Origin of the sequence: Halomonas sp. SSL-5 (assembly GCF_030708455.1) — a bacterium.
Taxonomy (GTDB): Bacteria; Pseudomonadota; Gammaproteobacteria; order Pseudomonadales; family Halomonadaceae; genus Halomonas.
Map to the genome: position 1 here is coordinate 58,819 of NZ_JAUYWF010000014.1, position 21,223 is coordinate 80,041.

Annotated in this window: 20 protein-coding genes; 10 read left to right on the plus strand and 10 right to left on the minus strand. The window is 68.5% G+C overall.

Annotated elements, in window-relative coordinates; translation table 11 throughout:
* The first annotated feature begins 39 nt into the window (after positions 1–39).
* Positions 40–1,275, plus strand: coding sequence for a TraB/GumN family protein (locus tag RAN53_RS15510; RefSeq protein WP_305797701.1), 1,236 nt, complete (start codon positions 40–42; stop codon positions 1,273–1,275).
* A 152-nt stretch (positions 1,276–1,427) separates the two neighbouring features.
* Here the strand turns inward: RAN53_RS15510 and RAN53_RS15515 are convergent, their stop codons facing one another.
* The 3 genes from RAN53_RS15515 to RAN53_RS15525 all read right to left on the minus strand — a co-directional run bounded on the left by RAN53_RS15515 (position 1,428) and on the right by RAN53_RS15525 (position 3,886).
* Positions 1,428–2,303, minus strand: coding sequence for a tRNA-uridine aminocarboxypropyltransferase (locus RAN53_RS15515; RefSeq protein ID WP_305797702.1), 876 nt, complete (start codon positions 2,301–2,303; stop codon positions 1,428–1,430).
* Positions 2,304–2,366: 63 nt separating this feature from the next.
* Positions 2,367–3,101 (minus strand): SIR2 family NAD-dependent protein deacylase, encoded by a 735-nt coding sequence (locus tag RAN53_RS15520; protein WP_305797703.1) that lies wholly within the window; start codon positions 3,099–3,101, stop codon positions 2,367–2,369.
* 92 nt (positions 3,102–3,193) lie between these two features.
* Positions 3,194–3,886: an HAD family hydrolase gene (locus RAN53_RS15525; protein WP_305797704.1), complete on the minus strand. Its 693-nt coding sequence runs from the start codon at positions 3,884–3,886 to the stop codon at positions 3,194–3,196.
* A gap of 203 nt (positions 3,887–4,089) precedes the next feature.
* On the opposite strand from RAN53_RS15525, the gene RAN53_RS15530 reads away from it, so the two are divergent.
* Positions 4,090–5,409: a glycosyltransferase gene (locus tag RAN53_RS15530; RefSeq protein ID WP_305797705.1), complete on the plus strand. Its 1,320-nt coding sequence runs from the start codon at positions 4,090–4,092 to the stop codon at positions 5,407–5,409.
* An 86-nt stretch (positions 5,410–5,495) separates the two neighbouring features.
* Here RAN53_RS15530 and RAN53_RS15535 read toward each other — a convergent pair whose 3' ends face one another.
* Both RAN53_RS15535 and aceK read right to left on the minus strand, forming a co-directional pair.
* Complete coding sequence (locus RAN53_RS15535; RefSeq protein ID WP_305797706.1) at positions 5,496–5,915, minus strand: STAS/SEC14 domain-containing protein; 420 nt, start codon at positions 5,913–5,915, stop codon at positions 5,496–5,498.
* 69 nt (positions 5,916–5,984) lie between these two features.
* On the minus strand, positions 5,985–7,730 hold the full coding sequence (aceK, locus tag RAN53_RS15540; protein ID WP_305797707.1) for a bifunctional isocitrate dehydrogenase kinase/phosphatase: 1,746 nt from the start codon (positions 7,728–7,730) through the stop codon (positions 5,985–5,987).
* Positions 7,731–7,903: 173 nt separating this feature from the next.
* Between aceK and RAN53_RS15545 the strand changes: the two genes are divergently transcribed.
* The 4 genes from RAN53_RS15545 to RAN53_RS15560 all read left to right on the plus strand — a co-directional run bounded on the left by RAN53_RS15545 (position 7,904) and on the right by RAN53_RS15560 (position 11,037).
* Positions 7,904–9,073: a cation diffusion facilitator family transporter gene (locus RAN53_RS15545; RefSeq protein WP_305797708.1), complete on the plus strand. Its 1,170-nt coding sequence runs from the start codon at positions 7,904–7,906 to the stop codon at positions 9,071–9,073.
* A gap of 71 nt (positions 9,074–9,144) precedes the next feature.
* The gene (locus tag RAN53_RS15550) at positions 9,145–9,948 is read left to right on the plus strand and encodes a pseudouridine synthase (RefSeq protein WP_305797709.1); all 804 of its coding nucleotides are present in this window, start codon (positions 9,145–9,147) and stop codon (positions 9,946–9,948) included.
* 4 nt (positions 9,949–9,952) lie between these two features.
* A complete protein-coding gene (gene tcdA, locus RAN53_RS15555; RefSeq protein WP_305797710.1) occupies positions 9,953–10,783 on the plus strand; it encodes a tRNA cyclic N6-threonylcarbamoyladenosine(37) synthase TcdA in 831 nt (276 codons plus the stop codon).
* A gap of 29 nt (positions 10,784–10,812) precedes the next feature.
* Entirely contained in the window at positions 10,813–11,037 is a 225-nt protein-coding gene (locus RAN53_RS15560; protein WP_305797711.1) for a DUF1653 domain-containing protein, read from the plus strand.
* Between the two features lie 66 nt (positions 11,038–11,103).
* Here the strand turns inward: RAN53_RS15560 and bfr are convergent, their stop codons facing one another.
* The 5 genes from bfr to lptF form a co-directional block, all read right to left on the minus strand.
* A complete protein-coding gene (gene bfr, locus RAN53_RS15565) occupies positions 11,104–11,586 on the minus strand; it encodes a bacterioferritin (protein ID WP_305797712.1) in 483 nt (160 codons plus the stop codon).
* Positions 11,587–11,680: 94 nt separating this feature from the next.
* The gene (locus RAN53_RS15570) at positions 11,681–11,887 is read right to left on the minus strand and encodes a bacterioferritin-associated ferredoxin (protein WP_305797713.1); all 207 of its coding nucleotides are present in this window, start codon (positions 11,885–11,887) and stop codon (positions 11,681–11,683) included.
* A gap of 101 nt (positions 11,888–11,988) precedes the next feature.
* Positions 11,989–12,465, minus strand: coding sequence for an RDD family protein (locus RAN53_RS15575; protein ID WP_305797714.1), 477 nt, complete (start codon positions 12,463–12,465; stop codon positions 11,989–11,991).
* A 15-nt stretch (positions 12,466–12,480) separates the two neighbouring features.
* Complete coding sequence (gene lptG, locus RAN53_RS15580; protein ID WP_305797715.1) at positions 12,481–13,545, minus strand: LPS export ABC transporter permease LptG; 1,065 nt, start codon at positions 13,543–13,545, stop codon at positions 12,481–12,483.
* Complete coding sequence (gene lptF / locus RAN53_RS15585; protein WP_305797716.1) at positions 13,542–14,624, minus strand: LPS export ABC transporter permease LptF; 1,083 nt, start codon at positions 14,622–14,624, stop codon at positions 13,542–13,544. The genes lptG and lptF overlap by 4 nt, the downstream gene beginning before the upstream one ends.
* 136 nt (positions 14,625–14,760) lie before the next feature.
* Between lptF and RAN53_RS15590 the strand changes: the two genes are divergently transcribed.
* From RAN53_RS15590 to RAN53_RS15605, 4 genes are all read left to right on the plus strand, one after another.
* Positions 14,761–16,284 (plus strand): leucyl aminopeptidase, encoded by a 1,524-nt coding sequence (locus RAN53_RS15590; protein ID WP_305797717.1) that lies wholly within the window; start codon positions 14,761–14,763, stop codon positions 16,282–16,284.
* Between the two features lie 139 nt (positions 16,285–16,423).
* Positions 16,424–17,524: a branched-chain amino acid aminotransferase gene (locus RAN53_RS15595; RefSeq protein WP_305797718.1), complete on the plus strand. Its 1,101-nt coding sequence runs from the start codon at positions 16,424–16,426 to the stop codon at positions 17,522–17,524.
* 3 nt (positions 17,525–17,527) lie between these two features.
* Positions 17,528–17,974, plus strand: coding sequence for a DNA polymerase III subunit chi (locus tag RAN53_RS15600; RefSeq protein ID WP_305797719.1), 447 nt, complete (start codon positions 17,528–17,530; stop codon positions 17,972–17,974).
* 102 nt (positions 17,975–18,076) lie between these two features.
* Positions 18,077–20,938, plus strand: coding sequence for a valine--tRNA ligase (locus RAN53_RS15605; RefSeq protein WP_305797720.1), 2,862 nt, complete (start codon positions 18,077–18,079; stop codon positions 20,936–20,938).
* Positions 20,939–21,223: the final 285 nt, after the last annotated feature.

Consider the following 21,223-nt stretch of genomic DNA (forward strand, 5'->3'; position numbering starts at 1 on the left):
GTGGATAATCGACGCTTCACTCCCTCGAAGCGAGCCTCCATGACCGAGACCCAGGCCCCGACCCGCCCGGATGACGCCACCAGCGGCCCGCAGCGGGTCCTGCAGGTCGGCGAGACCCGCTACACCCTGCTCGGCACCGCCCACGTCTCCGCCGAGAGCGCCGAGGACGTGCGCCGGCTGATCCGCTCCGGCGAGTTCGACGCCGTGGCCATCGAGCTGTGCGACTCGCGCCACCATAGCCTCACCAACCCCGACGCCCTGGGCGAACAGGATCTGTTCCAGATCTTCCGCCAGGGCAAGGCCGGGGTGGTGGCGGCCAGCCTGGCACTGGGCGCCTTCCAACAGCGCCTGGCCGAGCAGTCCGGTATCGAGCCCGGCGCCGAGATGCGGGCCGCCCTGGAGGAGTCTCGGCAGGCGAAGCTGCCGCTGCTGCTGATCGACCGCGACGTGGGGGTCACCCTCAAGCGTATCTACCACAACGTGCCCTGGTGGCAGCGCTTCTCGCTGTTCTCGGGGCTGCTGGGTAGCGTGCTGTCACGCCAGGAGGTCTCCGCGGAGGAGATCGAGCGGCTCAAGGAGGGCGACGTGCTGGAGTCCACCTTCAGCGAGTTCGCCGCCGAGTCCGAGCGCCTCTACACCCCGCTGATCAGCGAGCGCGACCGCTACATGGTGCTGCGCCTGGCCGAGGATGCCCCGCCCGGGCGCTACCGCCACGTGCTGGTGGTGATCGGCGCCGGCCACATGAAGGGCATGGCCGAGCACTTCGCGGCGCCGCTTCCCGAGACGCCGCGCCCGGAGCGCGAGGCCCTCGAGGCCACGCCGCCACCGTCGAAGATCTGGAAGGCGCTGCCCTGGGTGATCACCGCGCTGGTGCTCACCGGCTTCGCCATCGGCTTCTCGCGCAACACCGGGCTGGGCTGGCAGTTGGTGGCGGAGTGGTTCCTGATCAATGGCGTACTCTCGGCGGGCGCCACCCTGGTGGCCCTGGCCCACCCGTTCACGGTCATCGCCACCTTCTTCGCCGCGCCGCTCACCTCGCTCAACCCCACCATCGGCGCCGGCTTCGTGGCCGCAGGGGTGGAGCTCTACCTGCGCAAGCCCAAGGTGCGCGACTTCTCCACCCTGCGCCACGACGTGACTCACCTCAAGGGGTGGTGGCACAACCGGGTGTCACGCACCCTGCTGGTGTTCCTGACGGCCACCCTGGGCTCCGCCGCCGGCACCTGGATCGCCGGCTTCCGCATCGCAGGCACGCTGTTCGGCGGCTCGCCTTGATCAATCCAGGAGCCCCTACGGCCCGGGGCTGACCTGGCGACAAGCCTGCGAGGAGGCGCTGTGAATACCTCCATGTACGCTACCGACGCCATCCATGGCGTAGGACCTCCTCTACGGCTTGTCCCCAGCGCCCCTATCTTTGCGTTATAGCGCTATCCCTTTCGCGCCAGCAGGCGCCGCATCGCCGCCGTCGGCGCCTCGATCCTTTCGAAGCGCCGGCTGGCGGCGTAGCTGTCGTTGAAGGCATCGAAGTAGTCGTCCAGGGCCTGGGCGGCATCCGCGTCGCCGCCCTGACGCAATAACTCGGCGGCCACCTCGGCGGTACACAGGTGCGCGGCGGAGGCCGGCTTGCGCAGCCGATAGCGGGTCAGGCGCTCGGTGCGCAGCGGCAGCACCGGCAGCGCATCCAGGTAGGGGCTCTTGCGGAAGATACGCCGGGCCTGGCGCCAGGTGCCGTCGAGCAGCAGGTAGACCGGCGTGCGCCCTGCGGCCTTCGCCTCGGCCACGGCGTCGATGCCCACCACACGGTCGGCGTAGTCGGGCTGGTCATCGGGGAAGACCACGAAGGGCGCGAAGCACTCATCCTCCAGCAGCGCCAGCAGGCGCTCGTCCGGCGTGGTGCGATACCAGGTGAAGACCTCGGTGTCCGGCAACACGTCGCGGATCAGGCGACCGGTGTTGGTGGGCTTGAGGTGCTCCATGGAGTGGGTCAGCAGCCACACCCGCGCCTCGCTCTCGGCGGTCGCCGCATAGGGGCAAAGGCAGTTGAGCACGGGCAGGTTGCACCCCGGGCAACGTTCGACGAAGCTGCCGCGTGCCTTGAACTCGCGGCGCGGTGGGCGAGGATGACCGGTCCCGGGGTCACGAGAAAGAGCGGTGGCGGGGTCACGAGAAAGAGCGGTGGCGGGGTCACGAGAAAGAGCGGTCGCGGGGTCCCGGCAGGCCTCGGTCGCGGGATCATTCTCAGGCGCGTTGCCGGAGGCGCACACCTGGCGGAGTTCGGGGTCGTGGTAACGGTCGTCCTGCATGGCGGGCTGTCCGGGGGAAACGGGGGGGCGCATTCTAGCATGCGGCGCACGGCTTGCTCCGCCTCAGCCCACCAGCGTCTCGGGAGCCCACAGCCGCCCCTCGCGCCGCCAGTGGCGCACCAGCGCCGGCACCCCCTTGCCGGCGGGCTGACCGAGCCGCGCCACCCCCGGTGGAGCCAGCGCCTCGGCCTCGGGGTCGACCAGCACGCAGGGCGCCTCGAGGGGGGCGTGCTGGAGCAGGGAGGCGGCCGGCATCACTGCCAGCGAGGTGCCCACCACCAGTACCAGGTCGGCGCTGCCGACGATCTCGCAGGCCTCGGCGAAGTGGGGCACCTCCTCGCCGAACCACACCACGTCGGGACGCAGCTGGCTGCCCTTGTCGCAGATGTCGCCCAGCTCGATGCCGCCCCGGGGCAGCGGATAGTGCATGCGGCGATCCACCGAGGAGCGCGCCTTGAGGATCTCGCCGTGCAGATGCAGGACATGACGGGAACCGGCCCGCTCGTGCAGGTCATCGATGTTCTGGGTGATGATGCTGACCCGGAAGCCCTGCTGCTCCAGCGCCGCCAGGGCCTTGTGGGCGGGGTTGGGGCGGGCCCGGCGTACCTGGTCGCGACGCGCGTTGTAGAAGGCCAGCACCCGGGCCGGGTCACGCCGCCAGGCGCCGGGGGTGGCCACCTCCTCGACGGGATGGTCGGCCCACAGGCCATCCGCCGCGCGGAAGGTCTGGATACCGCTCTCGGCGCTGATGCCCGCGCCGGTCAACACCACCAGATGCGGGGCGTGTCGCTCGGTCATCGCCGCTGTCTCCGCTCATGGCCGCTGGATCGCACTCACCAGACGGTACCATCAACGGACCGAATACGGCCACAGGGTTGGCCGGTCACCCGCTATGCCAGCGCGACTCGCGACGGCGCCTCGGCCGCATCCCGCCAGTCCAGCCGCTCCCAGCCCTCGACCCGGGCCACCTCCGCCAGCACAGGGTCGGGGTTCACCACCACCGGGCGGTCCACCCGGTTGAGAAGGGGCAGGTCGTTCTGGGAGTCGGAGTAGAAGCTCAGGTGGCTGGCGCTGGCGTTGCGCTCGGCAAGCCAGGCCTCCAGCCGGGTGACCTTGCCACCCCGATAGGAGAGCACGCCGGTGGTGGCGCCGGTGAAGCGCCCGGCCGCGAGCGCCGGCTCCACGGCGATCACCTGCTCGATGCCCAGCTGCCTGGCGACCGGGCCCACCAGATGCCGCGACGAGGCGGAGATCAGCAGCAGTCGGTCTCCCTCGCGTCGGTGGCGGGCTATCAGCTCGCGCCCCTGGGGAAACACCCGCGGCACGATGCGCTGGGCAACGAAGGCCTCCACCTCGGCGGTGACCTCCTCCTCATGACGGCGCACCAGCGGCGAGAGCGTGACGGCCAGGTACTGTTCCAGCCGGAGCCGGCCGGCGTGGTAGGCCGCATTCATGGCCAGGGTGCGTGCCAGGTACTCACCGGGGGAGGCGATCCAGCCGCGCTCCACCATCCAGTCGTTCCAGAGCGCGCTGCAGTCGCCATCCAGCAGGGTGTCGTCGAGGTCGAAGAGGGCAAGGCGCATGACGGTCTCCAGGGGCCAAGGATCAGCGGGGCATAGCCTGCCGGCCGGAGGTGACGACGGCATGACATCGCGGGGGGGGCGTGAACCACCGGAGCCGGCGGGCTCCTGGCCGGCAGCCTGTCAGCAGGCCACGGCGAAGGCGTTCATGAAAGCGTCACCCTCCGGCGCCAGCATGGGCGAAATCATTGGCGGAGCCCCCAGGCATGCCTCGACGCCCGAGCAAGCCACTCAGTGAAGTGGAGATCGACCGGCTGATCCGGTTGGCGCGGGGTAATGCCATCGCTCGCCACCTCGGTGCCGAACGCGCGGCGCGTCATGCCACCTCGCTGAGGCCCGCCCGCGGGCCCGGAGACTCGGAGCCGGGTGCCTTGAAGATCCTGATGATCTCGGACGTCTACTTTCCACGGGTCAACGGGGTATCCACCTCCATCGCCAGCTTCCGGGACGTCCTGGCACGAGCGGGCCACTCGGTGACCCTGGTCTGCCCCGACTATCCGGTGGGTCAGATGGAAGAGCCCGGCGTGATAAGGGTTCGCTCACGCAGCGTGCCGGGCGACCCGGAGGACCGCATGATGCGCTTCCGGGACGCCCTCGCTCTCACGCCGCGGCTCGCCGGGCAGGCCTTCGACCTGATCCATGTGCATACCCCCTTCGTTGCCCATTACGCCGGCATCCGGTTGAGTCGTCGACTGGGCATTCCGGTGGTGGCCACCTATCACACCCTGTTCGAGGAGTACCTGCACCACTATGTGCGCTGGATGCCAGGCCGCTGGCTGCGCTTCGCCGCTCGACGCTTCTCGGTGCGCCAGTGCCATCAGCTCAGCGCGCTGGTGGCGCCATCGCATGCCATGCGTGAGGCTCTGGCGCGCTACGGGGTCACCACACCCATGGCAGTGATACCCACCGGGCTGGCGCTGGAGACGTTCACTCGCCCGCCGCAGGGAGGCGACTTCCGCGCCCGCTACGGGCTTCCCCCGGAGACCCGTCTGCTGCTCTATGTGGGGCGTGCCGCCTTCGAGAAGAACATCGGTTTCCTGATCGGAATGCTACCCCGGGTGCTGGCCGAGCACCCCTCGGCGAGACTGGTGATCACCGGCGAGGGCCCGGCCCAGGCCGCCCTCGCCCATCAGGCCCGGGAGGCCGGCCTGGCCGAGGCCGTGGTATTCCTGGGCTACCTGGACCGCGACGGCCCCCTGCAGGCGGCCTACCGCGCAGCCGACGTGTTCGTGTTCGCCTCGCGTACCGAAACCCAGGGGCTGGTGCTGCTCGAGGCCATGGCCCTGGGCACACCGGTGGTCTCCAGCGCGGTGATGGGCACTCGGGAGGTGCTGGTCGACGGCGAGGGCTGCCTGATCGCCGAGGAGGATCCCGACGACTTCGCCCAGAAGGTCAATCGGCTGCTGGTCGACGAGCCCCTGCGCCGCGCCCTGGGCGAGCGGGGCTGCGCCTATGCGGCGAACTGGCATGAAGACGCCCGGTCCGGCGAGCTGATCGAGCTATACCAGCGCTGCACCGGTACCTGATGCCCCAGGCCAGGCCCGGTTGGCGGTGGACTCAGGCGGGGCAGTGGCTCGCCGCTGCTGGGCCGACAGGGACGAGCGGCTCGAGATCAGGCGCCGTGGTAGCCATCCTCTTCGGGGCTCTCGTGGGCGCCCTTGGGAAGCTCGGCGGCCCAGGCCATGGCGGTGGCGTGGTCACGCTTGGCGAAGGTGTGGATCTCCACCGCCTTGAAGAGGCGTTCCTCCAGGTGGGCGACATGCTTGAGCCACGCCTGGTCGGTGACCACGGCGGCGCGGTGATAGCGCTTCAGGTCGCCGAGTTGGGTCAGGCCGTAGCCGAGATCCTTGAGCAGCGCGCCGAGGGTCATCCAGCGCAGGTCGTCGATGATGACCACCAGGCTGACCAGTCGATGGCTCCGCTTGGCGTCCTCGATGGCATCGATGGCCCGCTGCAGCTCGCGTCCCGTGACGACGCCTCCCGCCTTCATCGCCACGACATGCCCCGCCGAATGGGTAATCAGGTCCAACATGGCGTTCTCCTTGGGGTTGAGAGCGGCAAGATGCCTCGCTCGCCTTCAGCATAGCGCGCCAGGCTTCGGCTAGTGGACCAGGCCGCTATCCTCGTCGCCGCTGAAACGCTGCTTGTTGCGGTAGGGGTAGACGTCGATGACCCGGCCATCGAGGATCGCCTGCTGCAGCCCCTTCCAGTAGTCGGCATCGAACAGCTCGGGGTGAATCTGGTAGAAGAGCTTACGCAGGCGGATGTTGGCGAACAGGAAGGGGCCGAACTCCTCAGGGAAGATGTCGCTGGGCCCCACCGAGTACCAGGGCTCGTCGGCCAGCTCCTGCTCGGGGTAGAGCGGTTCGGGGATATGGCGAAAGTGGCACTCGGTGAGGTAGCACACCTCGTCGTAGTCGTAGAACACCACCCTGCCGTGGCGGGTCACGCCGAAGTTCTTGAGCAGCATGTCGCCGGGGAAGATGTTGGCGGCGGCCATCTGCTTGATGGCATTGCCATAGTCCTTGAGCACCGCCCGGGTCTCCAGCTCGTCGCACTGCTCGAGGTAGAGGTTGAGCGGGGTCATCATGCGCTCGGTGTAACAGTGCTTGATGATCACCTTGTCGCCGCGCAGATAGACGGTGGAGGGGGCCACCTCCAGCAGGTGCGCCAGGCACTCGGGGTCGAAGTGGTCCTGGCGGGCGATGAAGTTGGAGAACTCCTGGGTATCGGCCATGCGCCCCACCCGGTCGTGGCGCTTGACCAGGCGGTACCTGTCGCGAACGTTATCACGGCTCATCGCCTTGCCGGGGTCGAAGCGGTCCTTGATGATCTTGAACACCGTGCGGAACGAGGGCAACACGAACACCGCCATGACCATGCCGCGTACCCCCGGGGCGATGATGAACTTGTCTTCGCGCCGAGCCACCTGGTGGTTGAGGGCCCGGAAGAACTCCGTCTTGCCGTGCTTGAAGAAGCCGATGGCGGCATACAGCTCGCCCTGGGGCTTGTCGGGCATCAGCTCCTGGAGGTAGTGGACGAACTCGCTGGGCACCACGACCTTGACCTGGAAGTAGGCCCGGGTGAAGGAGAAGATGATCGACACCTCGTCGGGCTCGATCAGCACGGTATCCAGATAGAGGCCCCTGCCCTCCTCGTGAAGCACCGGCAGCACCAGCGGCACCTGCTTGCCGCCGCCCAACACACGGCCGACCAGGTAGGCGCCCTTGTTGCGATAGAAGACGCTCTTGATCAGCTCGATCTGGGCCTCGGGGTCGTCGCGGACCACCGCCGGCAGCAGCCGCTGGAGGGCCTCTCCCCCCTGCACGGCATCCCGCTCCAGATCGATGAAGGGCGTCACGAAGCGCGCCTCGCCCAGCGCCCAGCGCAGCCCGGCCACCCAATCCCCCGCGCCCCGGTGATGCCGACACAGGGTCAGGCCGGAATGGTGCGCCGCCCGCTCCCGGGAGCTGTAGACGAACATCCAGTCGTTGCGGATATGGCGATGATGAAAGAGCGAGCAGAACATCGAGTTGAAGTAGGTCTCGGCCAGTTCGTAGTCGAGCCGCTGACCGATAAGCTCGGCGTAGTGGATGCGCGCCCCGCGCCAGCACTCGCAGTCGGTGAGGGCATCATCGGCGAAGCTGCGCCGCAGCCGGGCCAGGGTGTCCTGGACCTTCTCCTCGTAGAGGTTGATACGCTCCGCCGAGGCCTGCTGCGCGTCACGCCATGCCGCTTCGGCGAAACGTCGGCTGGCGTCATCGGTGATCGCCTTGAAGCGCGAACGGTATTCGTCGAAGCCGTGCAAGATGGTGGCGGCGAGGCGGTAGCTGGGCGACAGTGGCATCAATGGCTCCGGGCGGCATCGGGCGAACCTACAGCATGACCAAGTCGCGCCGACAGGGCGAGCCGACCATGGTGGCAGCCGCCACCACGCCCTTGCACGAATCAGGACCTTTTCGGTACCATTTCATCGATGCCGCCTCTGCGTCACCACCGGGGAAGTGCCCAGGATCGATCATGCAGACCAATCTCGAGAAACATCAGGCCACCCGCCGTGTCACCTACCTGTCCGTGGTGGTGAACACGACACTGGGCGTGGCCAAGATCATCTTTGGCTGGCTGGTCGGCTCGGCCGCACTGGTGGCGGATGGCGTGCACTCCTTCTCCGACCTGGTGACCGACGGCTTCGTGCTCGCCGCCTCCCACTATGGCCATCAGGGTCCCGATCACGACCACCACTATGGCCATGGGCGAATCGAGACCCTGGCCACCCTGTTCCTGGGCAGCGTGCTGATCTTCGTGGCCGGCGCCATCGCCTGGTCGAGCCTGGATCGTCTCTCCTCCGCCGCCGAGATTCCACCGCCCGGACTCTGGGCGATCCTGCTCACCGCCCTGGCGCTGCTCGCCAAGGAGTGGCTGTTCCACATCACCCGCCGGGTGGCGAAGCGCATCGCCTCGAAGATGCTCGAGGCCAACGCCTGGCACCACCGTAGCGACGTGCTCTCCACCGGCGTGGTCATGGTGGCCCTGGTGGGCAGCCAGTTCGGTGCCACCTGGATCGACACGGTGGCGGCGGTGATCGTCGGCCTGATGGTCGGCAAGGTCGGCTGGGACCTGCTGTGGGAGTCGGGCCGCGAGCTGGTCGATACCGCCCTGCCGGTGGCCACCCAGGAGGAGATGCGCCAGATGGCGATGAGCGTGCCCGGGGTGCACGGCATCCACGACCTGCGCACCCGCCAGTCGGCGGGACGCACCATGCTCGACCTGCACGTGGTGGTGCCGCCGCGGATCAGCGTCTCCGAGGGCCACGAGATCGGCAACGAGGTGAGCCGCCGACTGCGCAACGGTTTCCCCGCCCTCACCGATTTGACCTTCCATATCGACCCCGAGGACGACGCCGGCGAGGGCGATCCCAGCCGCTTCCCGGGCCTGCCGCTGCGTCCCGAGGTGGGGGCCGCGCTGGCCAGACGCTGGTCCGCCCTGGAGGTCTGGTCGGAGATCCGCGAGATGGAGCTGCACTATCTGGAGGGCGCGGTCACCGTGGTCATCTGCCTGGACGAGGCGTCCCCACGGGACAGCCAGGCGGTCGCGAGGGACCTGGAGCAGCGCGCCGACGACATCGACTGGCTCTCCCACGTCGAGGTACGCCGCCTGGCCGGCACCCCTTGGGTGCCGGCCTCCGCCTGAGCCCCGCGGCGGGGATGACATCGTGCCGACTGGGGGCGACAATGGCCGCCCTTCCTGAACCGGACCCGGCCATGGCGGACGAGCTGCGCATTCTCTATCGCGACGAGCACCTGGTGGTCGTTCACAAGCCCGCCGGGCTGCTGGTGCATCGCACCGCCCTGGCCCGGGGCGAGCGCGAGTTCCTGCTGCAGCGCCTGCGCGACCGGCTGGGCCAGCGGGTCTATCCGGCCCACCGCCTCGACCGCCCCACGTCGGGGGCCATGGTGTTCGCCCTCTCCCCCGAGATCGCCGCCCGCCTGGGCGAGGCCTTCGCCGGGCGCGAGGTGGCCAAGCGCTACCTGGCGGTGGTGCGCGGTATCGGCCCCGTGACCGAACGCCTCGACTATGCGCTGCGCGAGGAGGATGGCAGCCGTCCCAAGGCCCAGATGCCGGCCATGGAGGCCGTCACCGATGTCCGCCGCCTGGACAGCGTGGAGCTGCCGGTGCGGGTGGACCGCTATCCGCGCAGCCGCTATTCGCTGATGGAGGCCTGCCCCCTGACCGGGCGGCGCCACCAGATCCGCCGCCACCTCTCCCGGCGCGGCTATCCGATCATCGGCGACGCCAAGCACGGCAAGGGCAACCACAACCGTTTCTTCGCCGAGCGCCTGGGCGCGCCCCGACTGCTGCTTGCAGCGGTAGGGCTGGCCTTCGAACACCCGGCCTCGGGCCAGCGACTGTGCGTCGAGTGCGCCCCGGATAGCACCATGACCGCGCTGCTCGAACGCTTCGGCTGGGCCGGCCACCTGCCGGCGGACGGCGTGCGGGCCCTCGCGCCTGGCGACACCCCCTGGCTCGGCTACGCCATTCCATCCACTGCCCCACTCACGACCTGAGACCATGAGCGATCCCATCACCGCCTCCCCCGCAGGCTTCGCCGAGGACGACTACGCGCTGCGCTTCGGCGGCATTCGACGCCTCTATGGCGCCCGCGCCTTCGCCCGCTTTCGCACCGCCCATGTGGTGGTCGTCGGCGTGGGCGGCGTGGGCAGTTGGGCCGTGGAGGCCCTGGCGCGCTCCGGCATCGGCAGGCTGACGCTGATCGACCTGGACGATGTCTGCGTCTCCAACGTCAACCGCCAGCTGCATGCCCTGGACGGTAACGTGGGCCGGCCCAAGGTGGAGGTGCTGGCCGAACGCTGCCGGGCGATCCAGCCGGACATCGAGGTGGTGGCGGACGCCGCCTTCGTGACGCCCACCAACCTGGCCGAGCGCATTCCCGAGGACGCCGACCACGTGATCGACGCCATCGACAGCGTGGTCGCCAAGGCGGCGCTGATCGCCTGGTGCAAGCGGCGCAAGCTGCCGATCACGGTGACCGGCGCGGCGGGCGGCCAGAGCGACCCCACCCGTATCCGGGTCGCCGACCTGACACGCACCGAGCACGACCCGCTGCTGGCCAAGGTGCGCTCGCGGCTGCGCCGCGACTTCGGCTTCTCGCGCAACCCGAAGCGGCGATTCTCGGTGGAGTGCGTCTATTCCGACGAGCAGCTGGTCTATCCGGGCAGCGACGGCGAGGTGTGTCTGCAGAAGCCGGGCAGCGGCGAGGCCACCCGCCTGGACTGCGCCTCCGGCTTCGGCGCCGCCACCTTCGTTACCGGCAGCTTCGGCTTCGTGGCCGCCTCCCGCGTGCTCGCCCGCCTGGCCCGCCGCGCCCAGGCCTCCCCCTGACCCATCTTCCTTCTCCAGGAGTCTTCGCCATGCCCCGCCCGCTTCCCGTCCCCGGCATCTACGCCCACTACAAGGGCAACCGCTACGAGGTGATGGGCGTCGCCCACCACAGCGAGAGCGAGGAGCCGCTGGTGGTCTATCGCGCCCTCTACGGCGACTATGGCCTGTGGGTACGGCCGCTTTCGATGTTCACCGAGCTGGTGGAGGTGCAGGGCGAGCCGGTGCCACGCTTCGAGCTCGAGAAGGCCTTCTGAGGCGGGCCACAACGACCACCGGCGCCACGATGGGCGCCGGTGTCGGGAGCGGAAGGGCGGGGAGGGTCACTCCTCGCCGGCCATCTGCATCTGCTTGAGCAGGTAGTTCTCGATGCCGACCTTGTCGATCAGGCCGAGCTCGGTCTCGATATGGTCGATATGACCTTCCTCGTCGGCCAGCAGGTCGCGGAACAGGTCGCGGGTCACATAGTCCTTCACCTGCTCGCAGTAGCCGATGGCTTCGATGTAGTCGTTGCGCCCCTCGTGCTCGATCTTGAGGTCGCTCTCGAGCATCTCGCGCACGTTCTCGCCGATATGCAGCTTGCCGAGGTCCTGCAGGTTGGGAATGCCCTCGAGGAAGAGGATGCGCTCGATCAGCTTGTCGGCGTGCTGCATCTCCTCGATGGACTCATCGTACTCCCACTTGGCCAGCGCCTGCAGGCCCCAGTCCTTGTACATCTTGGCGTGCAGGAAGTACTGGTTGATGGCCACCAGTTCGTTGCCCAGGGCGCGGTTGAGGTGCTCGATGACCTTGCTGTCGCCTTTCATGGATCTGCCTCTCTTGATGTCGGGAGTTGACCCTAAGCTTGGCATGGCGGGATGGCGATTGCCAAACTCCGAAGAGGCGTCGTCACGGATGCCGTTACACGGCGTAGGCGAGATCCCCGTCGGAGATCATCAGCTCTTCTCTCACCGCCTCCCGGGTCAGGCTCTTGCCTTCGCTGGCGCACTTGCCGCACTGGGTGCCACACCCGGTCTCCGCCTGGACCTCGCGCCAGCTGCGCGCGCCCTCCTCGACGACCCGGCGGATCCGATGATCAGAGACTCCCTTGCAGATGCAGATGTACATGCGAACACCTCGCGTTGGATAGCGAGATTAAATGTAAATGATTCGCATAAGTTATTGCAAGCGGGATTCGACCAATGTCTGATCCCGGTCAATTCCCCCGGCTAGCGGGCCGGCTTCGGCAGCACGACCACCCGGGTACCGGAGGCGATATCCGGCCAGCTGCGACGCTCGGCATCGAACAGCACCCACAGGTAGCCCAGCCCCAGGGCGGCCACGGAGAGCCACGCCACCAGGTAACGGATCATGGCCTGGCGCAGGGAGATGGCGTGACCCTCCAGGGTCTGCACCCGCAGCCGCCAGGCCTGCATCCCCAGGGTCATGCCGCCGCGGCACCAGAAGAAGGCGAAGAAGGCGAAGGCCGACACCAGCATGATCAAGCGCAGGGAGGCGACCTGCACAAGGCCCACCCCGACCTGCTCGGCGGGCAGGCCGGCCAGGTGGCGCACCGCCAGCAGGTGCAGGCCGGCCATCAGCAACCAGATGGCGATCACCAGGAAGGCGTCGTAGAGCATGGCGCCCAACCGGCGACCCAGGCCGGCGGGCCAGACATCGTCGAGGTGGGGGAAGCGGCGGGGCATGGGGCTCTCCTCGTCTCAGCCGCTGCGGCGCAGCAGGAGGACACCCACCGCGGCACAGATCAGGGTCGGGGCCAGCACCGCCCAGGCGGGCGAGAAGCCGAACACCGTGGAGGCCGGCGCCAGCAGGTCCTGCAGGTACTTGAACGCCAGGCCGGTAATCACGCCGTAGAACACCCGGGTGCCGGCGGCCACGCTGCGCAGCGGGCCGAACACGAAGGAGGCGGCCACCAGTACCAGCGAGCCCATGGTCAGCGGCAACAGCATCTTCTGCCAGAAGTAGAGCAGCGGCTGGGTGGCCTGCTGGCCCTGGTCGCGCAGGTAGCGGGCGTAGGCCCACAGCTCGCTCGGCGACTGGCTTTCGACGTCGCGCAGCAGGCGCGAGAGCTGCGCCGGCGTCAGCTGGGTATCCCACTCCCGGGTCGCGAGGTGGCGCGCCTCGGTACCCTGCTCGGTGAACCGCGTCACCGCGACGTCTTCCAGCACCCAGTGCCCCTCCCGCCAGATGGCACGGGCGGCGCTCAGCGCCTCGGCCAGGCGCTGGCCCTCGAAGCGGTAGCGAGTGAGGTCGAGCACGGTATCGTCGGCACGGATGGCACCGAAGCGATAGAAGCTGTCGCCCTCGCGTTGCCAGCCCCCGCGCTCGGTGACCAAGGCCCCGGCCCCCTGGACCTTCTCGACGCGCCAGGCGCTGGCGAACTGCTCGGTGCGCGGGGAGACGAACTCGGCGATGAACAGCACCACGACCACCACCAGGATGATCGGCTTCATGGCCCCCCACAGGATCCGCGCCAGAGAGCGCCCGGCGGCGCGCATCACGGTGAGCTCGTTACTCGAGGCCATGCTGCCAAGGCCGATCAGCGCGCCGATCAGCACCGCCACCGGCGCATACTGGTAGAGCCGCCAGGGCAGGCGCATCAGCAGATAGAGCAGCACCTGGAAGGCGCCGTAGTCGCCCTCCACATCGCCCAGGTCGTTGATATAGGTGATCACCAGGTCGAGGCCCAGCAGCACCACCTGGACGACGACGATGGCCCCCAGCACGTTGCGCGCCAGGTAACGGTCGAAGCGATCGGCAATCATCCGCTCATCCCCTTGCGCTGGGCGCGCGCCATCAGCAATACCCCCAGCGCCAGGAAGGCGCCATGGATCGGCCACATGCCCACCGCGGCCAGCAGGTTGCCGCGACCGATGGCGTCCAGCGCCGCCAGCAGCAGGCTCAGGTAGGCCACATGCAGGAAGATCGCCGGCAGCAGCTTGGCGAAGCGCCCCTGGCGCGGATTGACGCGCGACAGCGGCATGGCGAGCAGGGTCAGAATGAACACCATCAGCGGCATGCCCAGCCGCCACTGCAGCTGGGCGCGCGCCTCCGGCGACTCGTCACCGAACAGCTCGGGGGTGGGGGTGAGCTCCGGGGAGTCTAGCTCGCGCAGCGACTCGGCCCGCGACAGGCGTACCGCATAGGTCTCGAACTCGAGCCGCTCGGCCTGCTGCCTGCCCGGCTCGACGCTGTAGCGTTCGCCGCCGGTCAGCACCAGGAAGCGGCTGCCGGTGTCGTCATCCACCGCCTGGTGTCCGCCCTCGGCGCGGGTCACCACGCTCTCCGGGGTACCGTCGCTGCGTCGCTGCCGCTCGCTGATGAAGACGCCTCGCATCTCGTCTCCCTCCTCGCTGAAGCCCTCGGTATAGGCGGTACGCCCGCTGCCGAACGCCTGGAAGCGCCCCGGCCCCAGGGTGGAGAAGTCGACCCGGCTGCGCTGCTCCTCGAGCAGCGTCTCGGTCTGCAAGGCCCCCGCCGGCGTCAGCCACAGGCTGCACAGCCCCACCAGCAGGGCCACCAGGACGGCCGGCACCAGGCTCACCTGCAGCAGCTTGTTGGGGCTGGTGCCGCAGGCCACCAGCACGGTGATCTCGCTGTTGAGGTAGAGCTGGCCATAGGCGAGCAGGATGCCGAGAAAGAACGCCAGGGGCAGGATCAGCTCCAGGAACCCCGGCAGATGCAGCAGCATCAGGCTGCCGAGGATGTCGGCGGGAATCTCGCCCTCGGCGGCGTTGCTGAAGTAGCGAATGAAGCGACTGCCCATGATCACCAGCAACAGCACGCCGGCAACGGCGGCCATGGTCAGCAGGATCTCGCGGGTCAGGTAACGGAAGATGATCATGCGGCGTCTGCCATGCAATGGGGCCATGCCTTGGGTACACTGGAGCGACACGGCAACGTGCCGGCATTATCCAGAATCCCTCTACGCTTGTAACCCCAATTGCCAGTAACCCCAATGCTTGTCTTGTGGAGACGCCATGGAATTCCCTGTCAGGACGGGTAACCCCGCCAAGGTCGAGAGCGCCTGTATCGTCGTTCCGGTATTCAAGGAGGAGGAGCAGCTGCTGCCCACCGCCTCGCGCCTCGACGACGCCAGCGAGCGGCTGATGGGTCAGCTGCTCGAGCGCGGCGACTTCGACGCCCGGCTGGGCAACGTGCAGCTGATTCCCTTCGCGCCGGGCCTCTCCACCGAGCGCCTGCTGCTGGTCGGCCTGGGCAAGCGTGAGGCATGCCAGGAGACCGCCTTCCGCAAGGCGCTGGACGCCGCCTTCACCGCCCTGGCGGGCCTGCCGGTGGACGAAGCGGCCGTGGCCTTCACCGAGGTGCCCCTGGCGGATCGCGGTGCCGACTGGAAGGCACGCATGGTCGCCGAGGCCGCCCATCGCGCCCTCTATCGTTTCGAGGAGTTCAAGTCCAAGAAGGCCCCCGCGTCGCGACTGGCCTCGGTGACCCTGCTGGTCAGCGACGACGGCGACGCCGTGGCGGCCCGCGAGGGCGCCCGCATCGGCGACGCCGTGGGCCAGGGCATCAACGCCGCCCGCACCCTGGGCAACCTGCCCGGCAATGTCTGCACCCCGAGCTACCTGGCCGAGCGGGCCGAGGCGCTGGGCGAAGCCTCCGGCGGCGCACTCCAGGTGGAGGTCCTCGACGAGGAGGCCCTGGAGGCCCTGGGCGCCCACAGCCTGCTCTCGGTGGGCCGCGGCAGCGAGCAGCCATCACGGCTGATCGTGATGAAGTACCAGGGCGCCGAGGATGCCGACGAGGCCCCCCATGTGCTGGTGGGCAAGGGCATCACCTTCGACACCGGCGGTATCTCGCTCAAGCCCGGCGAGGCCATGGACGAGATGAAATTCGACATGTGTGGCGCGGCCAGCGTGTTCGGTACCGTCGAGGCGGTGCTCGGCATCCGCCCGAAGGTCAACCTGGTGGCCATCGTCGCCGCCGCCGAGAACATGCCCGACGGCGGCGCCACCCGGCCCGGCGATATCATCCGGACCCTCAAGGGCCTCTCGGTGGAGGTGCTCAACACCGACGCCGAGGGCCGCCTGGTGCTGTGCGACGCCCTCACCTACGCCGAGCGCTTCGAACCGGCCAGCGTGGTGGACATCGCCACCCTGACCGGGGCCTGCATCATCGCCCTGGGCCATCACGCCACCGGCCTGCTTGCCAACGACGACGACCTGGCCCTCGACCTGCTCGACGCCGGCGAGGCGGCCTGGGACCGCGCCTGGCACCTGCCGCTGTGGGACGAGTACCAGGAGCAGCTCGACTCCAACTTCGCCGACCTGGCCAACATCGGCGGCAAGCCGGCGGGCACCATCACCGCGGCCTGCTTCCTCTCGCGCTTCGCCGATACCTTCCCCTGGGCGCACCTGGACATCGCCGGCACCGCCTGGAGCTCCGGCAAGCAGAAGGGTGCCAGCGGCCGCCCGGTGGGGCTGCTGACCCAGTACCTGCTGGACCGCGAGGCCGACGCCGTGGTGGAAACCGAGGCGGAATAGCGCCTCGCCCTTGCGTTTTTCCCGCGTCGCCTTTCTCATGTGGGACTGACGATGAATCCACGACCCGGGCCCCTGACGGCCCGAGCTTCCTTTACCGGCCCGGGGCCCACGGCCCCGGGCGTAGCGGAGACCCCTCGCCGTGTCGAATGCCAGCTTCGAACTCCTGCCCAACTCCACCCCCACGGCCGACTCGATCCGTGAGGACATCCTCGCCAACCCGGGCTTCGGCCAGTACTTCACCGACCACATGGCCCATGTGCGCTGGACCCTGGACGCCGGCTGGCACGGCCACCAGGTACGTCCCTACGGCCCGCTGACCCTGGACCCCGCCGCCGCCGTGCTGCACTACGCCCAGGAGATCTTCGAGGGCATCAAGGCCTACCGCCACGCCGACGGCTCGGTGTGGACCTTCCGCCCGGAGAAGAACGCCGAGCGCTTCCGTCGCAGCGCCCGCCGGCTGGCGCTGCCGGAGCTCTCCGACGCCGACTTCATCGGCTCGCTCGAGGCGCTGCTGGCCCAGGACCACGCCTGGGTCCCCACGCCCAGGAGCGAGGCCGACGAGTGCAGCCTCTACCTGCGCCCCTTCATGATCGCCAGCGAGAAGTTCCTCGGTGTGCGCCCGGCCCAGGAGGTCGACTACTACGTGATCGCCTCGCCGGCGGCGGCCTACTTCAAGGGTGGCATCGAGCCGGTCTCGATCTGGCTCTCGGAACACTACAAGCGGGCCGCCCCGGGCGGCACCGGCTTCGCCAAGTGCGGCGGCAACTACGCCGCCTCCCTGGCGGCCCAGAAGGAGGCCAGCGCCAATGGCTGTGGCCAGGTCGCCTTCCTCGATGCCGCCGAGAACAAGTGGATCGAGGAACTCGGCGGCATGAACCTGTTCTTCGTGTTCAAGGACGGGCGCATCGCCACCCCGCGCCTCACTGACACCATCCTCGAGGGGGTGACCCGCGACTCGGTGCTGACCCTGGCCCGGGACGAGGGGCTGACGCCCGAGGAGCGCCCCATCAGCATCGACGAATGGCGCGAGGGCGCGGCCAGCGGCGAGATCACCGAGGTCTTCGCCTGCGGTACCGCCGCGGTGATCACCCCGGTGGGTGAGCTGGTCGGCGAGCAGGAGCGCATCCGCCTGGCCGGCGACAGCGGCAACCCCATCGCCAAGCGCCTGCGCGCCAAGCTGCTCGACCTTCAGTATGGCCGTGCGGAAGACACCCACGGCTGGCTGACGCGGCTGGTGTAGGGCGTGACCCAGATCGACTTCTACGTCCTTCCCGACACCACCCTGGAGGCGCGTCTCGACTTCGCCTGCCGGCTGGCCGAGACCATCCAGCGCAAGGGCTATCGGCTGCACTTGCACGCCGAGGACGAGGCCATGGCCAGGGAGCTCGACGCGGCACTGTGGACCTTCCGTGCCGACGCCTATGTGCCCCATGCCCTGGCCGACTACCCCCTGGCCGGCGAGGTACCGGTCACCATCGGCTGGGCCGAGCCGCCGCCGCCCGAGCGCGCGGTACAGGCCCTGCTCAACCTCTCGCCGGGCATCCCCGAGTGGTTCTCGCGCTTCGAGCGGGTCGCCGAGATCATCAACCAGCACCAGGCGGTACTGACCGCCAAGCGCGAGTGCTGGCAGACCTATCGCCAGCGCGGCTACGCGGTCAAGGCGCACCAGCTGCGCGGCCAGTCAGGCTGACGCCAGCCACCCCGCCGGGCTATAATCAAGCCCATTTTTCGTCGCCATTCCTGCCGTCCGGCCACCTGGCCGGCGGTGATCATTTCTGGACCCGGAACGCCCATGGACAAGACCTACCAACCCGCGCAGATCGAATCCCGCTGGTACCAGCGCTGGGAGGCCGACGGCCGCTTCGCCCCCGCAGGCGAAGGCGAGCCCTACTCCATCATGATCCCGCCGCCCAACGTGACCGGCAGCCTGCACATGGGCCACGCCTTCCAGGACACCATCATGGACACCCTGACCCGCTGGCGGCGGATGCAGGGGCGCAACACCCTGTGGCAGGTGGGTACCGACCATGCCGGCATCGCCACCCAGATGCTGGTCGAGCGCAAGGTCGCCGCGGAAGAGGGCAAGAGCCGCCACGACCTGGGTCGTGAGGCCTTCATCGACAAGGTGTGGGAGTGGAAGCAGGAGTCCGGCGGGCATATCACCCGCCAGCTGCGTCGCATGGGGGCCAGCGTCGACTGGAGCCGCGAACGCTTCACCATGGACGACGGCTTCTATCGGGCGGTCCAGGAGGTCTTCGTGCGCCTCTTCGAGGAGGACCTGATCTACCGCGGCAAGCGGCTCGTCAACTGGGACCCGACCCTGCACACCGCCATCTCCGACCTGGAGGTGGAGAACCGCGACCAGCAGGGCAGCTTCTGGCACTTCCGCTACCCCCTGGCCGACGGCGCCACCACCGACGACGGCAAGGACTACCTCACCGTCGCCACCACCCGCCCCGAGACCCTGCTGGGCGACAGCGCCGTGGCGGTCAACCCGGAGGATCCCCGCTACGCCTCACTGATCGGCAAGTTCGTGGAACTCCCCCTGGTGGGGCGCCGGATCCCCATCGTCGCCGACGAGCACGCCGACATGGAGAAGGGCTCCGGCTGCGTGAAGATCACCCCGGCCCACGACTTCAACGACTACGAGGTGGGTCGCCGCCAGGGCTTGCCGCTGATCAACGTCTTCACCCAGGACGCATCGATCCTCGCGCGCGCCGAGGCCTTCGATATCCAGGGCCGTCCGCTGGCCGAGATCGATACGAGCCTGCCGGAGGCCTACGCCGGCCTGGAGCGCTTCGCGGCACGCGCGCGCATCGTCGCCGACATGGACGCCGCCGGCCTGCTCGAGCAGGTCGAGACGGTGAACAACACCCTGCCCTACGGCGACCGCTCCGGCGATGTCATCGAGCCGCTGCTCACCGATCAATGGTTCGTCGCCGTGGAGAGCCTCGCCAAGCCGGCCATCGCCGCGGTGGAGAAGGGCGACATCCAGTTCGTGCCCAAGAACTACGAGAACATGTACTTCGCCTGGATGCGCGACCTGCAGGACTGGTGCATCTCCCGCCAGCTGTGGTGGGGCCACCGCATCCCGGCCTGGTACGACAATGATGGCAACGTCTACGTGGCGAGGAGCGAGCAGGAGGCGCGCGAGAAGCACGGCCTTCCCGCCGACCTCGAACTGAGCCAGGACGAGGACGTGCTGGACACCTGGTTCAGCTCGGGGCTGTGGACCTTCGGCACCCTGGGATGGCCGGAGCAGACCCCGGAGCTGGCGACCTTCCACCCCTCCAGCGTGCTGGTCACCGGCTTCGACATCATCTTCTTCTGGGTCGCGCGGATGATCATGCTGACCCTGAAGTTCACCGGCGAGGTGCCCTTCAAGCAGGTCTATGTGCACGGCCTGGTGCGTGATGGCCAGGGGCAGAAGATGTCCAAGTCCAAGGGCAACGTGCTCGACCCCATCGACCTGATCGACGGCATCGAGCTGGACACGCTGGTGGAGAAGCGCACCGGCAACATGATGCAGCCCCAGAAGGCCAAGGCCATCGCCAAGGCCACTCGCGGCGAGTTCCCGGAGGGCATCGAGCCCCACGGTACCGATGCACTGCGCTTTACTTTCCTCTCCCAGGCCACCACCGGACGCGATATCAAGTTCGACATGGGCCGCCTGGATGGCTACCGCAACTTCTGCAACAAGCTGTGGAACGCCTCGCGCTATGTGCTGATGAACGCCGAGGGAGAGGATACCGGGCTTCCACACGAAGGGCAGGATGGCGGGGCGGTCGAGCTGTCGCTGGCCGATCGCTGGATCATCTCGCGTCTGCAGCAGACCGAGGTCCAGGTGACCCGGGCCATGGAGGAGTTCCGCTTCGACCACGCCTCCCAGGCGCTCTACGAGTTCGTCTGGAACGAGTACTGCGACTGGTACCTGGAGCTCTCCAAGCCGGTACTGTGGGACGACAACGCCGGCCTCGATGCCAAGCGCGGCACGCGCCGCACCCTGGTCCGCGTACTGGAGGCGATCCTGCGCCTGGCCCACCCGATGATGCCCTACATCTCCGAGGAGATCTGGCAGCGCGTGGCCCCCCTGGCCGGCACCTTCCAGGGCGAGGGCGATTCCATCATGGCCCAGGCCTGGCCGGTCGCCGACCCGGCCAGGGTCGACGAGCAGTCGATTCGCGACATCGAGTGGCTCAAGGGGGTGATCATCGCCGTGCGCAATATCCGCGCCGAGATGAACATCACCCCCGGCAAGCCGCTGGACGTGCTGCTGACCAAGGGTGTTGATGCCGATCGCCAGCGACTGGACGCCAACCGGCCGTTCCTCGCCAAGCTCGCCAAGCTGGAAAGCATCACCTGGCTCGACGACCCGGCCGAGGCGCCGCTCTCGGCCACGCAACTGGTCGGCGAAATGGAGGTGCTGGTGCCCATGGCCGACCTGATCGACAAGGAAGCAGAGCTCGCCCGCCTCGACAAGGAGATCGAGAAGCAGGAGAAGCTGATCGGCGGTATCGAGAAGAAGCTCTCCAACGAGAGCTTCGTGGCCAAGGCGCCCGCCGCGGTGGTAGAGAAGGAGCGCGGCAAGCTGGACGAGTTCCAGGCCTCCCGCCGGCTGCTGGCGGAGCAGCGCGACAAGATCGCCGCCCTCTGAGCCCCGCCCCTTCCCCCGCCTGACCCCAGCCCGGCCATCGGCCGGGCTTTTTACTGCCTGCCAACTGTGCGGTGGAGCCAGCCAAGCAATGCCCCGAACGCAAAAAGCCCCGAACTCACAAAGGAGCTCGGGGCTTTTCTTAATAAGTACCTGACGATGACCTGGCCGGCACTCCGGGGGCCGGCCTCCCGGCGGGCGGCGCTCCGCTACTTTACTCGTCTCATCCTGAGACTCGCCCTTCGGGCCCGCTGAAGCGGTTCCCGTTTGTTCCCGACAAACGGGCCA